At 64.4% G+C, this 19,343-nt stretch carries 20 protein-coding genes; 10 read left to right on the forward strand and 10 right to left on the reverse strand.

Annotated elements, in window-relative coordinates; translation table 11 throughout:
* The 3 genes from AC5Y5Z_RS12575 to AC5Y5Z_RS12585 are packed head-to-tail and all read left to right on the forward strand — an operon-like array spanning position 1 to position 3,031.
* On the forward strand, positions 1 to 1,116 hold the full coding sequence (locus AC5Y5Z_RS12575) for a TauD/TfdA family dioxygenase (protein ID WP_473139038.1): 1,116 nt from the start codon (positions 1 to 3) through the stop codon (positions 1,114 to 1,116).
* Entirely contained in the window at positions 1,113 to 2,198 is a 1,086-nt protein-coding gene (locus AC5Y5Z_RS12580) for a hydroxyacid dehydrogenase (protein ID WP_473139037.1), read from the forward strand. The genes AC5Y5Z_RS12575 and AC5Y5Z_RS12580 overlap by 4 nt, the downstream gene beginning before the upstream one ends.
* 8 nt (positions 2,199 to 2,206) lie before the next feature.
* Positions 2,207 to 3,031, forward strand: a complete 825-nt coding sequence (locus AC5Y5Z_RS12585) for an enoyl-CoA hydratase/isomerase family protein (protein WP_499925400.1) — start codon at positions 2,207 to 2,209, stop codon at positions 3,029 to 3,031.
* Here the strand turns inward: AC5Y5Z_RS12585 and AC5Y5Z_RS12590 are convergent.
* On the reverse strand, positions 3,028 to 4,215 hold the full coding sequence (locus tag AC5Y5Z_RS12590; RefSeq protein ID WP_499925402.1) for an amidohydrolase family protein: 1,188 nt from the start codon (positions 4,213 to 4,215) through the stop codon (positions 3,028 to 3,030). The genes AC5Y5Z_RS12585 and AC5Y5Z_RS12590 overlap by 4 nt on opposite strands.
* A gap of 208 nt (positions 4,216 to 4,423) precedes the next feature.
* Between AC5Y5Z_RS12590 and AC5Y5Z_RS12595 the strand changes: the two genes are divergently transcribed.
* From AC5Y5Z_RS12595 to AC5Y5Z_RS12610, 4 genes are all read left to right on the forward strand, one after another.
* Entirely contained in the window at positions 4,424 to 5,212 is a 789-nt protein-coding gene (locus AC5Y5Z_RS12595) for a TetR/AcrR family transcriptional regulator (protein WP_473139034.1), read from the forward strand.
* A 226-nt stretch (positions 5,213 to 5,438) separates the two neighbouring features.
* Positions 5,439 to 6,524, forward strand: coding sequence for an NAD(P)H-dependent amine dehydrogenase family protein (locus tag AC5Y5Z_RS12600; RefSeq protein WP_499925476.1), 1,086 nt, complete (start codon positions 5,439 to 5,441; stop codon positions 6,522 to 6,524).
* Positions 6,521 to 7,168, forward strand: a complete 648-nt coding sequence (locus AC5Y5Z_RS12605) for a nitroreductase family protein (protein WP_473139033.1) — start codon at positions 6,521 to 6,523, stop codon at positions 7,166 to 7,168. The genes AC5Y5Z_RS12600 and AC5Y5Z_RS12605 overlap by 4 nt, the downstream gene beginning before the upstream one ends.
* 155 nt (positions 7,169 to 7,323) lie before the next feature.
* Positions 7,324 to 8,259 (forward strand): TIGR03619 family F420-dependent LLM class oxidoreductase, encoded by a 936-nt coding sequence (locus tag AC5Y5Z_RS12610; RefSeq protein WP_499925404.1) that lies wholly within the window; start codon positions 7,324 to 7,326, stop codon positions 8,257 to 8,259.
* Here the strand turns inward: AC5Y5Z_RS12610 and AC5Y5Z_RS12615 are convergent.
* Genes AC5Y5Z_RS12615 through AC5Y5Z_RS12630 form a run of 4 tightly spaced genes read right to left on the reverse strand, consistent with a single transcriptional unit; the run spans position 8,249 to position 12,588 of the window.
* A complete protein-coding gene (locus AC5Y5Z_RS12615) occupies positions 8,249 to 9,343 on the reverse strand; it encodes an NAD(P)H-dependent amine dehydrogenase family protein (RefSeq protein WP_499925406.1) in 1,095 nt (364 codons plus the stop codon). The genes AC5Y5Z_RS12610 and AC5Y5Z_RS12615 overlap by 11 nt on opposite strands.
* Positions 9,344 to 9,352: 9 nt before the next feature.
* Positions 9,353 to 9,934 carry a DUF732 domain-containing protein gene (locus AC5Y5Z_RS12620; RefSeq protein ID WP_473139030.1) on the reverse strand — a complete coding sequence of 194 codons (582 nt, stop codon included), beginning with the start codon at positions 9,932 to 9,934 and terminating at the stop codon, positions 9,353 to 9,355.
* 31 nt (positions 9,935 to 9,965) lie between these two features.
* Positions 9,966 to 11,675 carry a patatin-like phospholipase family protein gene (locus AC5Y5Z_RS12625; protein ID WP_463827715.1) on the reverse strand — a complete coding sequence of 570 codons (1,710 nt, stop codon included), beginning with the start codon at positions 11,673 to 11,675 and terminating at the stop codon, positions 9,966 to 9,968.
* 22 nt (positions 11,676 to 11,697) lie between these two features.
* The gene (locus AC5Y5Z_RS12630; protein WP_499925409.1) at positions 11,698 to 12,588 is read right to left on the reverse strand and encodes an SPFH domain-containing protein; all 891 of its coding nucleotides are present in this window, start codon (positions 12,586 to 12,588) and stop codon (positions 11,698 to 11,700) included.
* 46 nt (positions 12,589 to 12,634) lie between these two features.
* Between AC5Y5Z_RS12630 and AC5Y5Z_RS12635 the strand changes: the two genes are divergently transcribed.
* Entirely contained in the window at positions 12,635 to 13,033 is a 399-nt protein-coding gene (locus AC5Y5Z_RS12635; RefSeq protein WP_463827717.1) for a DUF4267 domain-containing protein, read from the forward strand.
* 143 nt (positions 13,034 to 13,176) lie between these two features.
* Here AC5Y5Z_RS12635 and AC5Y5Z_RS12640 read toward each other — a convergent pair whose 3' ends face one another.
* The gene (locus AC5Y5Z_RS12640; RefSeq protein WP_473139029.1) at positions 13,177 to 14,379 is read right to left on the reverse strand and encodes a cytochrome P450; all 1,203 of its coding nucleotides are present in this window, start codon (positions 14,377 to 14,379) and stop codon (positions 13,177 to 13,179) included.
* Positions 14,376 to 15,209 (reverse strand): mycofactocin-coupled SDR family oxidoreductase, encoded by an 834-nt coding sequence (locus tag AC5Y5Z_RS12645; RefSeq protein ID WP_473139028.1) that lies wholly within the window; start codon positions 15,207 to 15,209, stop codon positions 14,376 to 14,378. The genes AC5Y5Z_RS12640 and AC5Y5Z_RS12645 overlap by 4 nt, the downstream gene beginning before the upstream one ends.
* Before the next feature lie 75 nt (positions 15,210 to 15,284).
* On the opposite strand from AC5Y5Z_RS12645, the gene AC5Y5Z_RS12650 reads away from it, so the two are divergent.
* The gene (locus tag AC5Y5Z_RS12650; protein ID WP_499925412.1) at positions 15,285 to 15,884 is read left to right on the forward strand and encodes a TetR/AcrR family transcriptional regulator; all 600 of its coding nucleotides are present in this window, start codon (positions 15,285 to 15,287) and stop codon (positions 15,882 to 15,884) included.
* Here AC5Y5Z_RS12650 and AC5Y5Z_RS12655 read toward each other — a convergent pair.
* Together AC5Y5Z_RS12655 and AC5Y5Z_RS12660 are read right to left on the reverse strand one after the other, a co-directional pair.
* Entirely contained in the window at positions 15,865 to 16,359 is a 495-nt protein-coding gene (locus tag AC5Y5Z_RS12655; RefSeq protein ID WP_499925414.1) for a nitroreductase family deazaflavin-dependent oxidoreductase, read from the reverse strand. The genes AC5Y5Z_RS12650 and AC5Y5Z_RS12655 overlap by 20 nt on opposite strands.
* Positions 16,360 to 16,450: 91 nt before the next feature.
* Positions 16,451 to 16,684 (reverse strand): hypothetical protein, encoded by a 234-nt coding sequence (locus AC5Y5Z_RS12660; protein ID WP_463827722.1) that lies wholly within the window; start codon positions 16,682 to 16,684, stop codon positions 16,451 to 16,453.
* Positions 16,685 to 16,979: 295 nt separating this feature from the next.
* On the opposite strand from AC5Y5Z_RS12660, the gene AC5Y5Z_RS12665 reads away from it, so the two are divergent.
* Positions 16,980 to 17,423, forward strand: coding sequence for a DUF5994 family protein (locus AC5Y5Z_RS12665; protein WP_499925417.1), 444 nt, complete (start codon positions 16,980 to 16,982; stop codon positions 17,421 to 17,423).
* A 15-nt stretch (positions 17,424 to 17,438) separates the two neighbouring features.
* Here AC5Y5Z_RS12665 and AC5Y5Z_RS12670 read toward each other — a convergent pair whose 3' ends face one another.
* On the reverse strand, positions 17,439 to 19,250 hold the full coding sequence (locus tag AC5Y5Z_RS12670) for a sulfatase family protein (protein WP_499925419.1): 1,812 nt from the start codon (positions 19,248 to 19,250) through the stop codon (positions 17,439 to 17,441).
* Positions 19,251 to 19,343 lie beyond the last annotated feature (93 nt).

The following is a 19,343-nucleotide window of genomic DNA, read 5'->3' on the forward strand; positions in this document are numbered from 1 at the left end:
ATGCCGACCGCCATCTTCACCGAACAGGTCACCGACCCGATGGGCTGGACCGGTGCGGACTTCGAAGGCAAAGAGGACTTTGCCTTCGACCTGTCCTCGCGCAATGTGGCTGCGCTGGAATCTATTTTGGCCAAGACCGCATCCAAGGACCGCGACGACATCAGTCCTGACGACGCCCGGCATCCCGACCTTGATGAGGATCTTGCGCGGCTCTACTCGGAGCTGATGTTCGGCAAGGGTCTAGCATGCGTACGCGGCTTTCCCGTCGAGCAGCATTCGGTGGAAGACCTGGAACGCATCTACTGGGCGTTCTGTACCCATCTGGGCTATCTGGTGTCGAACAATTCCTTCGGGCACCGCATGGTGCGGGTGCAGGAGGAGGTGCTGCCGGGCGGAGTGCAACCTGCCCGCGGCACCAAGTCGCGGGCCGAGCTCGCCATGCACAACGACGCCGCCGACATCCTGTCGCTGCTGTGCGTCTATCCGGCCGCCCAGGGCGGCGAGAGTCAGTTCGCCAGCGGCCCGGCCGCACACAATCGGCTGCTGGCTGAGCGTCCGGACCTGTTAGGCGTTCTGTACCAGGGTTTCCCGCACCACCGGCGCAGTGAGCAGCCGGACGATCAGCCCGATGTGACGCCGTACGATGTGCCGGTGTTCTCCCAGATCGACGGGCGGATCTGCATCAACTTCACCTACAGCAGCATCCTGCCCGCCATGAAGACACTCGGTCGGGAATTCACCGCCGAACAGGCTGAGGCAATCGAGCTGCTGCGCAATGTCCTTGTCGAACAACAGGTCGAGTTCCGCCTCGAGTCCGGCGAAGCCGCCGTCGCCAACAACTTTGCGATGTGTCACTCGAGGTCCGATTTCGTCAGCAGCACCGACCCGAAGAAGGCGCGGTGCTTTCTGCGCGCCTGGATGGAGGTGCCTCGCCAGGACCGGCGGCTGCCCATCGGTCGCGAGTACTTTCACATGGAGAACAAAGATCTGCGGCTGGGCTACGACGTGGTGTCGGGCCGCGATGGTTCGATCGCGCGCAACGACTACAAGAACGTCGACGCGGCCCTCGCTGACATGTTCAAGGCTGCCCAGGCGAAGCCAAACGTCAAGCGATGACGACTCGTCCGCGACTGGTCTTCGAACGCTGGACCGATCCGGTGGCCGGCGACATTCTCGAATCAACCGATGTCGATGTCGTCAGGCTCGATCTGGACGCACCTGAGCAAGGATGGGCGGCACTCGGTTGCGCCCACGGCTATCAGGTGGCCACCCGCACCGACGTCGCGCCCTTCGCCGACGGTGCGCAGTGGCTGGTCGGACCCAAAATGGTGCAACGCTGCCAGCAGCTACTGGCGGTCTGCTCGGCGGGTGCCGGCTATGACGTGATCGATGTCGACGCGTGCACAAGAGCGGGAATCGCGGTGTGCAACAACTCCGGTCCGGGCGCCGAAGCGGTAGCCGAACATGCTCTCGGATTCATGCTCGATTTGGCTAAGAAGATCACCGTCGCTGATCGCCTACTACGCGATGGGTCCCGTTATGATCGATTGGCCCTGCGGGGCACTCAGCTGCTCGGAAAGACGCTCGGCGTAATCGGACTCGGCGCCATCGGCACTCGCCTGGCGGAGCTGTGCGCGCCGTTCGGCATGGAGGTCCTTGCCTTCGATCCGTATGTCGACCAACCGACTGCGCAGAGCCGTGGCGCACAGTCCGTTTCGCTCGCCGAACTGGTGGCCCGAGCCGATTTCGTCCAGGTGACGTGTCCGCTGACCGCTGAGACGGAAGGGTTGTTCGGCAAGGAGCAGTTCGCTGCGATGAAGCCGACCGCGTTCTTCATCACCACCGCACGCGGACCCGTGCACGATGAACAAGCGTTGTCGGAGGCACTGGCGGACGGCGGCATTGCTGGCGCAGGTCTCGATGTGTTCCATGAGGAACCGCCCCGCCCGGACAATCCATTGCTGGGTCTGCACAATGTGGTCGCCACTCCGCACACCGCGGGCATCACCGTCGAAGCTGCACGCGACCTTGCTATCGCCACAGCCACACAGTGGCAGACGATCTTCAACGGCGGCATGCCGCCGAGACTGCTGAATCCCGATGTCTGGCCACGGTATTGCGACCGATTCGAAGACATCCTGGGCGTCCGACCGAGCACCCGCGTCAAACAAACAATCCCACCAGTGATTTGCGACTAGGGGCACACGTGACGGATTACGGCACCATTGAGGTCGAGGTTCAGGATCACACCGCGTGTGTGACGCTGAACCGCCCTGAAGTGCTGAACGCGATCAACGACGAGATGAGCGCCGAACTCAACGTTGCGTACGCGGAAATTGAGCGTTCGCAGGATATCTGGACCATGATCATCACCGGTGTCGGCCGCGCGTTGTGTGTCGGAGCGGACATGAAAAAGGCCGCTGAGCACGACATGGAGAACGCGGCAGGTATCGACAATCAGGGCGAACCGATCCTGAGCTCGATGCGGCAGTGGGACGCCCCCCAGGAAGCTACGCCGCCGTGGCTGCAGATGACCAAACCCATCATCTGTGCGGTGAACGGCGTCGCGTGCGGCGCGGGCCTGGATTTGGTCACTACCGCTGACATCACCGTGGCCTCCGAGCGTGCGACGCTGATGGATCCGCATGTGAGCATCGGGGTTTCGTCGGGTCGAGAAGCGGTCCGGCTGGCCCGCATCCTGCCGTTGCCGGTCGCGATGCGATTGGTGCTGATGGGCAAGCACGAGAGTCTGGACGCGAAACGCGCCTACGACCTCGGTGTATTCACCGAAGTGGTACCTCACGACCAGCTCATGGAGCGTGCCTGGGAGATCGCTGACGTGGTGAACTCGAATGCGCCACTGGCGGTGCGGGGTTCGCGCATGGCAGTGCGAAAGGGTTTGTCGTTGCCCATCTACGAGGCCGAACTGCTCGCGGAGAACTACCGCATGAAGGTGGCTCTGACCAAGGACGCCGTCGAAGGTCCGCGTGCTTTCTTGGAGAAGCGCAAGCCGGACTGGCAAGCTCGTTAAGCCAGGCCGAAGAACCTTTTCGCGTTGGTGGACAACACCTTACGTTTGGTTTCCTGATCCAGGCCAGCCGTAGCCTTATTGGCGACCTCGAGGCTTCTGGGCCAATTGGTGTCGTTGTGTGGGTAGTCGGTCTCGAACATGAGTTGGTCCGGCCCGACCAGGTCGAGAATGCGGAATGCGACCGGGTCGCCGAAGGTGGAGAAGTAGACGCGTCCGGGAACCTGGTCGCTCGGCGGTTCCGTCAGCAGCGGATGAATGCCACCCCACGCGCGGCGGTCCTCCCATACTTCATCGACACGCTGCAGGTAATAGGGGATCCACCCCGCTTGCGCCTCGGCGAAGGCGATCCTGAGGTTGGGAAATTGTATGAGCTTGGCAGAGAACAGCCAATCAACCAGCGCGATAGTGCAATTGACGGCCATCAGCGCGCTGGTGACGACGTGTGGTGAGTCGGGGGAAGATTTGGTCAGCGACGAACTCGACCCGATGTGCAGCATGATGCCCACGTTGTTGCGCTCGCACGCGGCAAAGAACGGGTCCCAGTAGCCGCTGTGGATGGATGGCAGATCGAGCCGAGACGGCAACTCGGAAAAGCAGACGGCGGGCATGCCTTTGGCGGCCACCCTCGCCACTTCCTTGGCGGCGAGTTCTACGTCCCACAGCGGGATGATGCCGAGTGGGATAAGCCGGCCGCCGGAATCGCCGCTCCACTCGTCGATTTGGAAGTCGTTGTATGCCTGCACGCAGAGCAGTGCGAGTTCCTTGTCCTTACCGTGCAGGAAGCGCTGGCCGCAGAAGCGGACCAGCGTATTGGGGAAGCAGGCCGAGGCCTCGATGCCGGCCAGGTCCATATCGGCAAGCCTGTCAGCCGGCCGGAAGCAGCCAGGGCGCATCTCGTCGTACGTGATCGGGTCGGTACTGAGTTCGTCGAGTTCATAACCGGCAGCCGCGCTGATGAGCGGGATCGGGATGACCGCGTCTTCGTAGTGCCAGATGTCGGCGTCGCGACCGTCCTTGTCTTCGACGAATGCGACGTCGGAAGTGACCGTCGGGTCCATGCGTCCGCGCAGGCGAACGATCCGTGGCCCGATGTCCCGATAGCGCTCGGGCAGCCGACTGGTCCAAAGGTCGGCAGGTTCCACCAGGTGATCGTCCGGCGAGACGATCAGGATGTCTGCGCTCAACGCTGCACTCCTTCAGCAAGGCCTGCGGGTCCAAGCTGTAGCATGTTGATTCCCCCAAGCGAGAATGACCATTTTCACGGTACCGCAAGAGCTGACTCGCGGCGCGCGAGACCCGGTAGGACGGCGACGGTGCTCTCGCTGTCGGTTGCCGACATCATCGTGGGTAGCACGCAAACTCCGGCCACCTACGCGTATTCTGATGTGCATCATGGCTGCGAAGAAGAGCGCCGGCGAGAAACCTGAAGCCGGATTGGAAATAGTCGATCCCACCGTCGAGACGTCCACGACGTGGCAGGAACGCACCATCGAGCGGCGTTTGAGCACCGCGAGAGCGAGGGCTCTTGCCCGCAGTTCCCGCTTCTTGGCCACGGCACTGGAATTGGTCGAAGAGTCGGGCAAGGCCGACTTCACGATTCAGGCGTTGATCGACCGGTCCAATCTGAGCCTGCGGGCCTTCTATCAGCACTTCGCCGGCAAGGAAGAACTGATGCTGGCGCTGTACGAGAACGTCACCAGTCAGTTCACCGAGAACATCCGCCAGGAGGTTGCCGCCGCGGAAGGTCCGATGGAGCAACTGGAGGCATTCTGCCGCGGGTTCCTGTATCGCGCAGAGACTTCCGAGGCGGTAGGCGGTCGGGTGATGACCATCTACAACCTCAGCTTGGAGATCGAGCGTCCGGCCGACTTCGCCAAAGTGTGGGAACCGCACCTGAAATTGTTGACCAAGATCATCACGTCCTGCGCGCGTGCGGGACTGGTGCGTGACGATCTGACGCCGGCGCAGTTGACAACCCTGCTCAACACGACTCTCACCGCGCTGGCACAGATCGGGGTGTTCAGTCTCGGCGGCAGGGGAACCAAGTTGACAGAGGAACAGCTGTGGGCGTGGTGCAAACAAGCCATCAGCCCGCCCGCTGCCAGCGCAAAGTCCAAGGCACCGCGGAAAGCCGCTCCGCGCGCGACGGCGACTCGGCGGGTGCGCAAGCTGACGGGGTAGCCCGGGTTCCACGTTGGGACGATGGTGCGTTGCACTCGCTGGTCCCCACCTGGATCGTGGTGCCCGACGAGAATCGACGCAGGTGGCCAATCGTCCGTGCTCGGACGCCGCCGCCACGTCGTGGATACCTGGTAATGGTGTTATCACTATCTGAGAGGATATGTTCTCACGCCTAGTTAGCGGTGGAGAGGTGCACATGAGTGGCGACGAGCAGTGCAAACCCCGGGTGATCCTGTGGGGTCCCGGGCAGGTCGGGGTCGGTGCGCTGCGCGCCTTGATCACCCATCCCGGTCTGGAGCTGTCCGGCGTGCTCGTGTACTCCGATGCCAAGGAGGGGCGCGACGCCGGCGACTTGTGCGGAATGCCCGCAACCGGGGTCATCGCCACCCGGGACATCGCTGCCGCACTCGCAGGTGACGCTGATGTAGTGGCCTACTTCGCATCGGGTGACTATCGCTATCACGAGGCCGCACAGGACATCGCGCGTTGCCTACGCGCGGGCAAGCATGTGGTGTGTACCTCCCTGGTGCCGCTGTGTTACCCACCTGCGGCAGACCATGAGACCGTCGAACTGTTGGAGTCGGCATGCCGGGAAGGCAATACCAGCTTCTTCAATAGTGGTGTCGACCCCGGCTGGGCCAATGACGTCATTGCGCTGACGATGACCGGATTCAGCAGTCGTGTCGACAAGATCACCATGCTCGAGATCCTTGACTACGGGCCGATCGACCAGCCCGACATCATGTTCGAATTCATGGGATTTGGACACACCCCCGACCACCCGGCACCGCTCTTCGACACCGAACGGCTCGCCGCATTATGGGCTCCTATCGTCCACCTGGTCGCGGACGGTGTCGGCCTCCCACTCGACCGGGTCGAGACAACAATCGAGAAGTGGCTCGCTGCAGAGCGTTACGAGGTCGCGTCGGGTTGGATCGAGCCAGGCACCATGGGCGGGATGCGGTTCAAGCTCGCCGGCATCGTGGACGATGAGGAGCGGATCGTGCTCGAACACATCACTCGCATGGGTAACGGATCGGCCCCGGACTGGCCGCGACATCCCTCACCGCACGGCGGCTACCGCGTCATCGTGGACGGGTTGCCCACCTATACCGTTGACATCGAAATGCATGGTCGCGGAAACAATATGCGCGGCTTGACTTATGCGACCGTGATGCGCGAGCTCAACGCCATCCCTGCGGTCATCGCCGCTCCGCCCGGCCTGTTGTCGACCCTCGATCTGCCGCTGGTCACCGGACCGATGCGGGGCGGCACGTGGCGAGGTGTGCTGCAGCGGGCCGCGCTGGCATGAGCGCGGCACCTGTCGATCTCTGGGAGGTCATGCGGACCGCGTCAACTGTTCGGCGGTATCGCGACGAACCCGTCTCCGACGAAGTGCTCGAGCGGTGCCTGCTCGCTGCCACTTGGGCGCCGTCCGGCGCCAACCAGCAGCCGTGGAAATTCGTGGTGCTGAGATCGGCCGAGGCTCGCGAAGTTGTCACGGCCGGTGCGGCCAGGACGTGGCAGGCATTGGCTGATTACTACGGCCTTTCGGTGCCCGAGGATGCCGCCGACGATCCGCGGTCGCGTGCCTTGCGCACGATGGCCGAGCACACCCGCGTCGGCGGGTCGGCACCTGCGCTTGTCATGTTCTGCATCCAGCCTCAGCCGGGGGCAGCTGAGCTCCAGCAGGGTGGTTCGATCTATCCCGCCGTGCAGAATTTTCTGCTCGCGGCGCGCGCGCAGGGCCTGGGCGCAGCGATCACGCTGTGGCATTACTCGTGTGAGGCGGAGTTGCGTGCCGTGGCAGGTGTGCCCGCCGACTGGCAGATCGCATCTTTGCTGACGGTCGGCTGGCCCAAGGGCAGACACAGGTTGGTGCGGCGCAAACCCCTGACTGAAGTAGCCGTCACGGACCACTGGGACGAGCCATGGGAGCTGCGCTCCGAGGGGTGACCGCTTTCGGCATGCAGATATTGCAGGCGCCGCGTACCGGTCGGGAACAAGATCGGGTGGGCTGGGATTCGCGGTCGACGCGGACACCAAGGGAGATGCTCTGTGCCAACCCTTCCCCCGGACGGCTCGAGGTCCGCGCCGTAGGCTCGACGCCTATGACGCAACGTCCGAAACTCTCGCTGTACCTGCGGACCTTCAGCGACCGCTCCGACGAGGACTGGGCTGCGACGCTGCATATGGCGCAGGCAATGGACGCCGCCGGCGTCGACCGGGTCGTGGTCTCCGACCACGTCGTCTTCGGGGAAAACCTCGCCGCGTACAGCGACCCCGCCGCCGGCGGCACCGCCGGCGGCAAACAACCGACAGGACCTGACGGTCACTGGCTGGAACCGTTGATCTTCCTGACCGCGGTAGCCGCCACCACCACCCGCATCCGGCTCTCCACCGGAGTGCTGCTGGCCGCGCTTCGACGTCCGGTGGTGCTGGCCAAGCAGTTGACCACCCTTGACGTGTTGTCCGGCGGGCGGGTGGACCTCGGAGTCGGAATCGGTTGGCAGCGTGAGGAATACGAGGCCGCAGGGCTTAGCTTCGAACGACGTGGACGACTCCTCGACCACACCCTGGAAGTGTGTCAGACGTTGTGGACGCAGCAACGCGGCGCGTACGACGCACCCGATTTGTCCTTCGACGGCATCCATCAGATGCCCAAACCATTGCAGGCCGGGGGCATACCCATCTGGGTCAGTGGAACGGTCAATCCGGCGGTCGCCCGTCGGTTGAGCCGGTTCGGAAACCGTTGGATCCCTTGGGGTCCGGCGATCAGTGATCTCCGAGGCGCTATCCCGGCCATGAAGGAGGCGATCGTCGACGCCGGGGGAGACCCGGGTGATCTTCAGGTGCAGGGTTCCGCGGCGCTGGTAAGGGGCGCGGATCGCTCGGTCGACGTGCAGGCGTCGGTCGCGGTGGTTCCGCAGCTGCTGGCCGATGGGGCCACCGACATCCGCCTCTCCGGATCGCTGCCCGCCGATCCTGCTCAGGCGGGCGAGGTGCTGTCGGAGTTGGTCAGCGCATTCCGGGCGGTTACGGATTGACCAGCGCGTGCCGCGGCGCGGTGATCGGCAGGTCGAGTGAGGTCGCGATGCCCGCCGGCGCGGCAACCACGTAGGGGATCGCATTGACGACCCGCATGGCAGTGGCCTCCATCCCGGCGTCATTGGCTGCGGCAGGTGTGTCGGCCGCCCCGAGTCGCAAGTCGCAGGTGATCTTCGGCTCGCCATCGATGATGAGGCGGTACGTGCCGTTCGGTGCGCTGGCCCACTCCGGCGCCAGGTCGGGAGCCATCCGGTTGACGTGTTCGATGGTGATGACCGGTTGGCCACCGACCATCCCCATGGTCTGCGCCCGGATCGCGCCGCAGGTACCGGCAGCGATGACCCCGCTCGCCACCACCAGTTCACGTGGGGTCGCGACCCGCTCGTAAGTTTCGGTTACCTCGTCCAGCGTGATGCCCAGTGCGCGGGCGACCATGTTGACCGGCGGACCCCACGCAAACTGCTGTGCGCCATTGAGGGACAGCAACGGTGTGTAGTCCAACGGCCGGCCGAAGCCCATCGCGTCGAACATCACGTAGGTGTTCGGATATTGCGAGTAGTCGAAAATCTCTTGCGTGCGAATGGATTTGATACTGCTGGACAGGGTCGAGAGCAGCACGGCCAACTGGTCACCGGCGAACCCCGGTTCGATGCCCGAGGTGTAGGCGGTGACGCCGCCGGCCAGCGCGGCCTCGCGCACCTCGGCGGCCAGGTGCGGAATCCAGCTGTCGGGAAACATCATGCCCGGGGTGTTGGTGGTGACGAGGTTGATGCCGGCGGACAGGAACCGCACGTAATCGCGCACGGCGGGGGCGTCCATTTCCGGGCTGGCGGCGGTGTAGACGACGCAGTCCGGCTGCAACGCGATGATGTCGTCCAGTTCGCCGGTGGTGTTCACACCGATGGGGTCGATCCCGACCAGTTCACCAGCATCCCGCCCGGTCTTCTCCGGGCTGTGCACCCACACCCCGACCAGGTCGTAGTTGGCGCGTCGGGCGATGGCCCGCACTGCGATGCTGCCCACGCCGCCGGTGGAGATGACTGCCACCCGCAACGGGCTCTCACCTGTCCTCTCAACGGGCAATGTCGGCTCCTACATTCCCGCGACGAGTTTGCTGTATTGCGGGCAGTAGGCCCGAACGGAAACGGCGACAATGTCTTCGGCGTGTGCGCTGAAGTCGGGACTGCTTGCCCGGAACTCTGCTACCACTTCTGCCACCGACATTCTGGCCGCAAAACTCTGACACACCGCCTTGCCGTTCGAGACGGCCACATCGGGGTTGGCGAAGACGATGCCTTTCTCATTGAGGGCCGCGATGTAGCGGCTGTCCTGTTCGGGATCAGAGACGATGGCCGTGGTGGTGGCCGGCGCCGTCGGAGCGGCGGTGGTGCGCGCCGGGGCAGCGTCGGGAGAGGGGTCTCGGAGCAGCACCAGACCCACGACCACGATCACCGCCGCCACCCCGAGGCAGATCAGCAGCACCGCCACCGATCTGCCCAATACGGTGCCCCATGACTGTTCCACGATCGCGGGTTCAGCGAGTGCATCATCGGGGACCCCACCCGGCGGCACGCTCTGGATGTCTGGAACTTCGGTACCGCTAGACCATGCAAGACTCGCCGAGTCCGCATGCGCGCCGGTGTTGTAGTCAGCGCCCCCGACCGGGTCGACCATGAGGTCATGTTAGACCGCGGGGTCCGCGGCCTCAGGTCAGGTAGCGGTCACGCCACCGTGCCACCCGTCCACCGGGAGCCTGGAGGGCAGCCATCACCGAACTCATCGACGATGCCACCGACTTCGCGCGCACGCGATCTCTGGAACCGGCGGCAGCGGGTTCGTCCCCGTCCCACCAGGTCGGCTGCAGGAGTGCCGTGGTGACCGGAATGGCTTTGCCGACGCTGTTGTGTCCCCATTTGCAGGCGCGATCGATAGCCGCGGCGGACGGCGCGAGGTTGATCGGCGACAGGGTGGGCTCGAAGCGGACCAGGTGGTCGGCGTAGGGCAGATTGCGCAGCATCTGCAGCTGGATCGCCTGCAGGATCGGGGCCATCCACAGGTGCCGCGAATCCCATTGCGGGTGAAAGCAATCGAATGCCAGATAGCAGGCGTTCCTGGTGCCAAGCTTCCCGTCGCGGATCCGTTTCCAGGCCAACTCGACCGGCACATTGCTCGCGGCACCGCCGTCGACGAGCGCTGCGACCTCCCGTTCCGCGCACAGTTCGTCCAGCAGTGGCAGCATCCGCGGGTCGCTCGACTCATGATGCAGCACACCGGGGATCGCCGAGGAGAACGACGCCGCATCGAGCACGTCGAAGTCGAGAGCGGGATCGTCGCCGCTGATCACGATCGGCTTGACGACCCGCAAGTCGATGAATGCCGAGACCTGCCACATCCGAGCCGCCACCAGTGGCCCGATTCCGATGGGGCGGAACGGGATTGACCGTCCCTGCAATGCCGCTAGTTCGGGCCGCCGAAATCGGGAGGGCAGCGCGGAATATGGCTGTCTGCGTACCCCCGCGACCACGATGTCGAAAGGGATTGCCAGGTCCGACATGCGAAGGCGTACGCCGTCCTCGCGGCTGAGCAGGGCCTGAGCGAACTGGTCGAATCGCAGCGCGAACAAACCAGCCATGCCGTGGCGACGGCGCATCCGCTCAGGGCCGAGGATCGCCCGGTAGGACACCGTCTTGGCCCACGCGACATATTCCTCGATCGGCACCGGCAGTTCGCGGGCCACCAGGCTGCCGATGATCGAGCCGAAGGACGAACCGATCATGTAGTCGGGCAGCTGATCAGCCTCCAACAGGCGCAGCATCCCGCCGATGTAGACGAAACCGGCGCCCCCGCCACCGCCCATGACTGTGACGAGCTTCTTGTAGCCGACTTCGGTGTCGAGTTCGACGGCGGAGAAGTCGTTGCGGTGACGTTCGATCAGCACACGTCGCTGGTCGTCCTGATCCTCGCTGAGAGCGGGCAACATCTCCCGAGCCGCTGTCAGCGCTTTGACCGGGTCCGACTCCTCGCGCAACGGTTCATACAGTGCGTCGACGACCCTGGACCGCCAAGGCCCGATCTCGGCGCCCACCGACACGTCTCCGCGCCCGCGGCTGCCACCCGGGCCGGCCGCCCCGGGTTCGAAGTCGGCGAGTCGGGCGAAGTTGAGGATGTAACGCAGTCTGCGTAGTTGCTCAACGCTCATGACGTCGTTGTTCAAGTGGTTGCGGACCAGCCGGTTCTCCATCTTCTGCAGCAGCAGCGCGGGATCCGCCGACGGCAGCTCGACGGCGTCGAGCGCGGCGTCGGTGGCTTTGGTTTCTTCGTCCTCGAAGTCTTCAGCGACGTCGACCGAGGACGCCTGCCGCCCTCGTCGGCCCACCCAGCGGCCGCGCAGCGCGTCTGCGAACGGGTTCTGCATGGATATCAACCCTATGCCCTCGCTACCGGCCGGGTGGCACCGAGACGGTCGGCATGGCGGAAGTGCCCGGCCAACAACCGAGGGGACTGATACCCCTATTTATCGCAGCCGTAATACAGTTCTGCACAACAACATTGGGGTCGTTGCTGATCGAGCGGGACAGGATTTCGTTGGCTCTGGCCTGAGCTTCGGCAGTGCGCTGTGACTCCTGCGCGATCGAGGTCTGGGCCCGCTGCTGGTTCAGCTGGTTGATCTTGTCCTCGGTGCCCTGGTCGTACTGGATTGTGGGCACATTAACGTCGAAGATGTCGACCTGGCCGCCCACGTCCTGGCGCATGATGTCGGCGGCACGCTTGGCCAGGTTCGGCAGCGGCGAGACATCGAGATTCTGTGAGTCCAGTGGGTTGAACGCGGCGAACACTTCATTGAGGGCGACCGACAGATTGCGCTCGATCAGGTTGATGCGCACGTTGTCGAACGTCTTGTACTGCTGGAAGAGTTCGGGCGCGGCGTGTTGTTTGATTTGCCAGCGAATACTGACGTCGGCCTGGGCGGTGGATTGGTTGCCCAGTCGCACCAGGATGCGTTCGTCGTGGTCACCGTGCTTGACGTACTTGTCGATCTGTACCGCGCCGTCCATCTGGTGGGCCACCTGCCAGGGCCACTTGCCGTGAAATCCGTTGTTCAGACTCACCCCGTTGGGACGGCCGAAAGTCGTGATGATCGCGATCTGGCGTGTTCCGACCATCGTGAACGAACCCAACACGAAAAACATCGCCGCAGCTGCCAGGGAGCCGAGCGCTACGGTCCGGCGGCGTTGTCGGGCAGGTTCTTTGCGGGTGAAAATCCAACCCGATCCTGCGACGGCCGCGATACTCAATGACAAGACGACCATCACAATCTGCCACGTCATTCTGCACCCCTTCTCCGTTGGTATGAGGGAAGACTAAGCTCCGCTCATGTCGATCGATCGTGCCGCACTTGTTGCGGGCAGCATCCGACTGGCGTCGGGCATGTCGTTCCTCATCGACCCGGTCAAGTCAAACAAGCTGTGGGGCGATCCCGACGATCAAACAGCAACTGCGCAACTGCTGTTGCGCTCCATGGGATATCGCGACGCGCTGATCGGCGGTCTACTTGCCGCTGCGGCGTTGCGCGGCAAGAACACCCGCGGTTGGTTCCTGGCGTCCGGCGGTGCGGACGCGGCCGATCTGATCGGCGGGCTGAGCGTGCACGATCAGCTCAAACCCGCGCAACGGCTCGTCGGGCTCGGTGGGGCGGCAGTGGGCATCGGCGTCGGGCTATGGGGTGCGGCCCGTCCGAGTCGGCGAGCGGCCGTCGAGGCGCCGGCCGACTGAACTCGGCGCCGGTCGGTGTGCAGTGGCCGCTCATGAACTAGCGGCGATCCGGGTCGATCGGTTCCCTTGAATCGTGCCGAATGTGTTTGCGTGCTTCGCATGTTGGTCGGGTTGTCGGTGGTGCTGACAGGCAGGGAATCCCGTCATCCGACGACGATGCGCAACCGTTCCCAGCCGCGCACCGTCGAGGTCGGCGCGAGCTTGAGGCTTTCGTAGTCGACCTCCCACTCGGGCCACCGGTTGAGCAGTTCGTCAAGGGCGACCCTGCCCTCCAGGCGGGCCAGGTTCGCGCCCAGGCAGTAGTGCACCCCTTTGCCGAAGGTCAGATGTGAGATGTTGTTGCGATGAATGTTGAAAATGTCAGGATCGTTGTAGCGCAACGGGTCTCGGTTGGCAGCGCCGAATAGCAGCAGCACCGCGCTGCCAGCCGGCACCGTAGTTCCGTAGAGTTCGAAATCGCGGATCGTGTACCGGCCGACGTGGGGGCCGGTCGGTTCGAAGCGCAACGTCTCGTCGACCGCGCGTGTCAAAAGGGAACGGTCCTGGGCGATTTCGCGACGCTGGTCGGGGTGCTCAGCGAGTACCTTGGCCAGCCAGCCGATCAGCCGACCTGTGGTCTCGTTGCCCGCCCCGGCGACCACCTGGGTGTAATGCAACACCTCTTTGCGGGTCAGCTTTCGGGTGACCCCGTTTTCGTCCTCGAACTCGACGTTGAGCAACGAGGTCATCAGGTCGTCGGAGGGATTTTTGGCGCGCCAGTCCACATAGTCCGCGTAGATGCGGCCATCGGCGATGGCGTCGGGGTTGGCCACTTTCATGGGCGTGCCGGCTTTGGTACGCAGGTTGGCGTCGTTGGCGTCGCGCACACCGATCTGCTCTTCCTCGGGGATACCCAGCAGCATGCCGATCACCCGCATCGGCATCATCGAAGCCAATTCGGCGATGATGTCGAAACTGTCGGACCCCACCAGCGGGTCCAGGCACCGGATGCAGTAACGGCGAATCTGGTCTTCGATGGCCGCCATCCGCCGCGGGGTGAAGACCCGCGACATCACGCCACGGAGCATGGTGTGCTTGGGCGGATCCTCGAACATCATCACGCCGGGCGGCATCGGGAACTTGGACTGGATCAGTTCTAGGATGTCACTTCGGCTGTTGGAGAACGTCTCCCAATCCGACAGCGCCGCTTCGACATCGGCGTGCCGCGAGATGGCCCAGAAGTTGTAGCGCTCGTTGTAGTACAACGGTGCTTCGTCACGCAGGCGACTGAAGATCGGGTATGGGTTGGCGGTGATGTTGACGTCGTACGGGTCGTAATAGACAGCGGTTTCGGCGGTGATGGTCACTTGAGGCAGCTGCCCGCGTCGATGGGAAGGGTGACGCCGGTGATGTAGCGCGCCTCGTCGGAGGCCAGGAACAGCACGGCGTTGCTGATGTCCTCGGCGTTGACCCAGGGGATTGGCAGGGTGTGGAAGGTCTGGCAGATCGGCGCCAGATCGTCCGGGCCAGGATTTTCCAAGTCGGGCCGGAACAAGTGAAATGTCTGCTCGTTGATCAACAGTGGCGTGTTCACATGGGTGGGATGGACCGTGTTCACCCGGATGTTCTGCGGGCCGAGTTCGACGGCAAAGGACCGCATCAACCCGACCACTCCGTGTTTGGCGGCGTTGTAGTGCCCGGTGTGGGTGTAGGCCTTCAGTCCGGCGACTGAACTGGTAAGCACGATCGAGCCGCCGCCAGATGAAAGCAGATGTGGCACCGCGGCTTTGACTGACTTCCAGACGCCGCTGAGGTTGACGTCGATCATCTGCTGCCAGAGGCTCTCGTCCATACGGTGCAGCTTGGGGGCGATGGTGCCGATGCCGGCATTGGCGACGACGATGTCGAGCCGGCCTAGTTGCTCGACACCGCTGTCGAGGGCGGCCTTGAGTGCGTCGTAATCACGGACATCGACCTCGGCGGTAACGATCCGGCGATTGAAGCCTTTGACCAGGTCGGCTGTCTCGGCGAGGTCGTCCGCCGTGGACGCCGGCGCCGGGGAGTTGTCGAAGGGCTGGCACACGTCGACCGCGATGATGTCCGCACCCTCCTGAGCCAGCCGCGCGGCATGGCTTCGGCCCTGCCCCCGCGCCGCGCCCGTGATGAACGCGACTTTGCCTGCAACCCGACCTGGCATCTGCATCTCCTCGTTGAGTAACGGCGTTACACCCTGGTACGGTAACCGTGTTACTCCACGAGAGCAAGGGTGCATGTGGTCAGCGCTGAACGAACGGCCGGCGAAGCCGAACCCAGGCCGGAACGCGGCCGGGACCGCATCGTCGACATCGTGGTGGACATCCTGGAGACCGACGGCTACGACGCGGTGCAACTGCGCGAGGTCGCCAGACGAGCACGCACGTCACTGGCGACCATCTACAAGCGGTTTCCCAACCGCGACGCGCTGATCCTGGCCGCCCTTGAGTACTGGATGAACGAGAACCGGTACGCGGGCCTGGCCGGCCAGGCTCCCGATCCGCACGCCTCTGTCTATGAGCGCCTGATGCGAATATTTCGAACGATTTTCGAGCCATGGGAACGCCACCCCGACATGCTGCGGGCGTACTTCCGGGCCCGCTCCGCCCCGGGCGGCCAGCGGTTGGTGAGCCGGGGTCTGGACGCAGTCATCCCCGCCACTGCCGCCGCGTTGGACGGCGCTGATCCAGACTTGATCGACGACCTGCCGCCGATCATCTCCAACCTCGCCTACGGCCTGGTGGCGCGCTTCGCCGCCGGCGAGATCCCCATCACCGAAATACTGCCGACGCTGGATCGCGCGCTGTTCCGACTGACGGCTAACGCGGCGAAAGGATGACGACCGGGATCTCCCGATCCGTCCATGTCTGATATTTCGCGAAGTCGGCATAGAGCTCGAGCAGCTTGGGCCACAACTCCGCGCGCTGCTCCGGAGTGGCGACGTGGGCCGTCACCTTGACATTGCGCTGACCCGTCACGTGCACCTGGGTGTCGGGGTGGGCGACCAAATTGCGGTACCACTGCGGGTGCTTGGGCATGCCCCCCTGCGAGCCGACGATGACGAAATCATCGCCATCCTGCAGATAGACCAGCGGCGTGGTGAACAGTTTCCCGGACTTGCGACCGCGGTGCTCAAGCAGCAGGGTCGGCACCGGTTTGTGAAAGCCGGCGCCCACCCGCCAGGTCTTGCCGATGCGGCCGTTGGTGAGCTTGAAGATCGCGACGTGCGCCTTGGCCGCATACTTCATGACCTTCGCTGTCACCGGCGACGACAAACCGCCCGGCGCTTCCTCGGGCAACGAAAACCTAGACATACAACCCCTGTCGGCACCGGGGAGCCGTCACCAGCTCGATTGGTGGACCCGTGGGTCCTTGGCGGTACGCCTACATTAGCGTCCGGCCAACTCAGGACGCTTTGGCGAACCTGCGAACCATGTCGTCTTCTTTGAACGTGCTCGCGTGATCCCGGCCCTGCGCGTCGCGGCCGAAGAACGTCCACCGCTGACGCCCGGATTGCGGGCCGCTGATCATTTTGACGATGTAACGGAGATGATCGGCGTCCACCGTACCGATGGCATCACCCACCCGGATCTCCGAAGGATGGATTTCGGGGGCATCCCACCAGTTTTCTATGGCCATGCTTTCCATACTCGCCTACATCTGCCTTATTCGCCGCATCGGCACTGATCGGAACTGAATCCAGCTGTTCGGCAGCGGCCTCGGTGGCGTAGCCTCAGGACCGAGCCGTTTCGTTGTCAGCGGTAGTCAGCTCAGGCTACGCACACCGGCAATGTGATTCCTCCGTCGTTCCGCACCCGCGGGCGTCGACGCTGAATGAAGGAACACCCCTGGTGTGTAATCCGGTACCGCTCTTACGAAATCTCCTGCATCGCCCCGGGTCGGGGTTTGGTCCGCCGACCCCGTGGATTCTGTGATGTCGTCGTTGCTCGGGCGGCGCCAGGCCACCCCGATCCGGCTGACGCTGGCACTGGAGCTCGGGCAGGACATCGACGGGGCGTGGTGGCCGCGTACCGATCGGATCGGCGCGGAGTTGCCGGAGCTGGTCGGAGCGCTGAGCGCGCGGCTTGGCGAGGTCACCGGCATCGCCGTCAACTGGCCACCACTGCAGCGACCGCCCGACTTGAATTGGCAAGGCTGGCAACATAAGCAGCAGCACGTGATCAGCGTGAATGGCGCGGAACAGCTCGCCAACGTCCTGATCGTCCCGTACTGCACCAACGGCACCCTGGCGCAGATGATGTTGCGGCGCGCCGCCGACCTGCCTATCGGACCCGCCCACCGTGACTCCACGCCGTTCCATACCGCAGGCTCGATCATTTACGCTGCGCGTCAACAAGTTACCCGCCGCCCCTGCTGAACGGGAGTGCCAGGATCACCCGGGTTTGCGCAACCGCCCGAGCGTTCGGCGTAGCACTCCGTGCGTTCCGTCCGCAGGCGGTTGCCGGTCGGCGTACGGCCACGGCCGATTGCGTTCGGGGACCGACTCCGCGCGGATCTGCTTGAGTCGCATCCTCAGGTGCCGACGTAGTTCGAGCAGTTCGGGGTCAGCCCAACGGTTTTGCGTCTCGACCGGGTCGGCAGTCAGGTCGTACAGCTCCCACTGATCATCGATCGGGTCCGTACGGTAGGTTTCCCCACCCACTCCGTTGGCGGCCAGGTGTCGCACCCCGGGCTCGGTCCAGGTGGCCGGATCGTCGAAGGTGCGCACCAGCTTCCAGAGATGTCCTGCGCCACCGTCGGCAGCAGCGACGCGTACCACCAGGCCTTCGAAATTGGACGCCACGTGGGCTGGAATCCTGATCCGAAGGGGCGCAGGGGGATTCGTGTTTCTTCCCAACTGGCGGGACAATGCTGAAGCGCCGGTATCACCCTCGAGCACGTTGTCGCGCGTCATCAGATACACCGCCCGCGTCTCGTCGGCGGCGGCTCCGTCGACGATCGGCATCAGGTCGCGACCGGGCAGTGGGTGCACCTCGGAGAAGGACTCGGCCAGTGCTGCGGCGGCGGTGTCGATGTCGATGCCCGCCGCGCCCAGCAGAGTCGGGACCAGGTCGACATGCGAGGTCGGCGTGTCGATGGTGCGCGCGTCGGTGCCGCGGTGACCGATTCGGGCGATCACCAACGGCACCCGGGTGGCCTCGTCGTACAGGTTGAACCATTTCTGGTGCAGTCCGCCGTGCGCACCGAGCAGTTCGCCGTGATCGGAGGTGCGTAGCAGGACAGCATTGTCGGAGCCACCGTCGGTGACCGCCCGGCGCACCCGGTCGAGCGGCGCATCGACCTCGGCGTGCAGGCGGTAGTAGAGGTCGCGGTAGCGCTGCGAGTTGCGTTTGTAGGTGCGGCTGATCACTGGCGCCGGCCCGTACCCGGAGTAGTAGGCCTCCCGGAACGCGATCTGTGCGGCCGGTTTGGTGGACAGGTCCTCCTGCGCGGTGGGTGCCGGCGGCACATGCGGGGGATCCAGGGGAGCAGGCTGCACTGGACTGCGCCGCGCCCAGGCCGGGAAGAGCACGATGTCGTGCGGGTTGACGAAGCTGGCCACCAGCAGGAACGGGCGCAGGGCGGCGATGTCACCGGCGCGGCGACGCGCGTAGCGATCTTCGAGCCAAGCCACCACGCGGTCGGCGATCAACGGGTCGCGCCGGTAGCCGCTGTTGGCGTTGCCCGCCCCGTGCGGTTCGGGACCCACCCAGCCCGAGAAGCCGTACGGGGCCAGCGGGTCGGCGTCCAGGTAGCGCTGCACCGCCACCGGATCGACGACGCCGTCGTCATCGTTGGTCGCCAGCGATCCGCCCGTCTCCGGATCGGTGAGGTCGGCATGCGAAATGTGCCATTTGCCGTCGTAATGGGTGTCGTAACCGGCGGCGCGGAACCAGTTACCCAGCGTCGGCACCTCGCCCACGCGCAGCCAGCGCAGCCGCGAATCGTCGAAGCGCTTGCCGATTCCGTCGGTCTGGGTGACGCCGTGTAGGTCGGGATACTGGCCGGTAAAGATCGTCGGGCGGCTCGGCACGCAGGCCAGCGAACCGGTGTAATGCCGGGTGAAGCTGACCCCGTTGTCGTCGAACCAGCGCCGACCGGGCAGCATCCGCTCGCGCCACTCCTGCAGTTCGGCCGGTTCGTAGGGCGGCGCCGCGCGCTCCTCGTCGGTCATCAGGATGACGATGTCGGGGCGGTCAGACATGCGGGTTCTCCGATCGTCGAGCCGATCCGGCGGGCAGCGCCTCGGCTTGCCGGAGGTGGGCACCTCGTTATCCAAGCACTGTTCGACGACTGA

The organism is Mycobacterium sp. NGS29, from assembly GCF_059812965.1.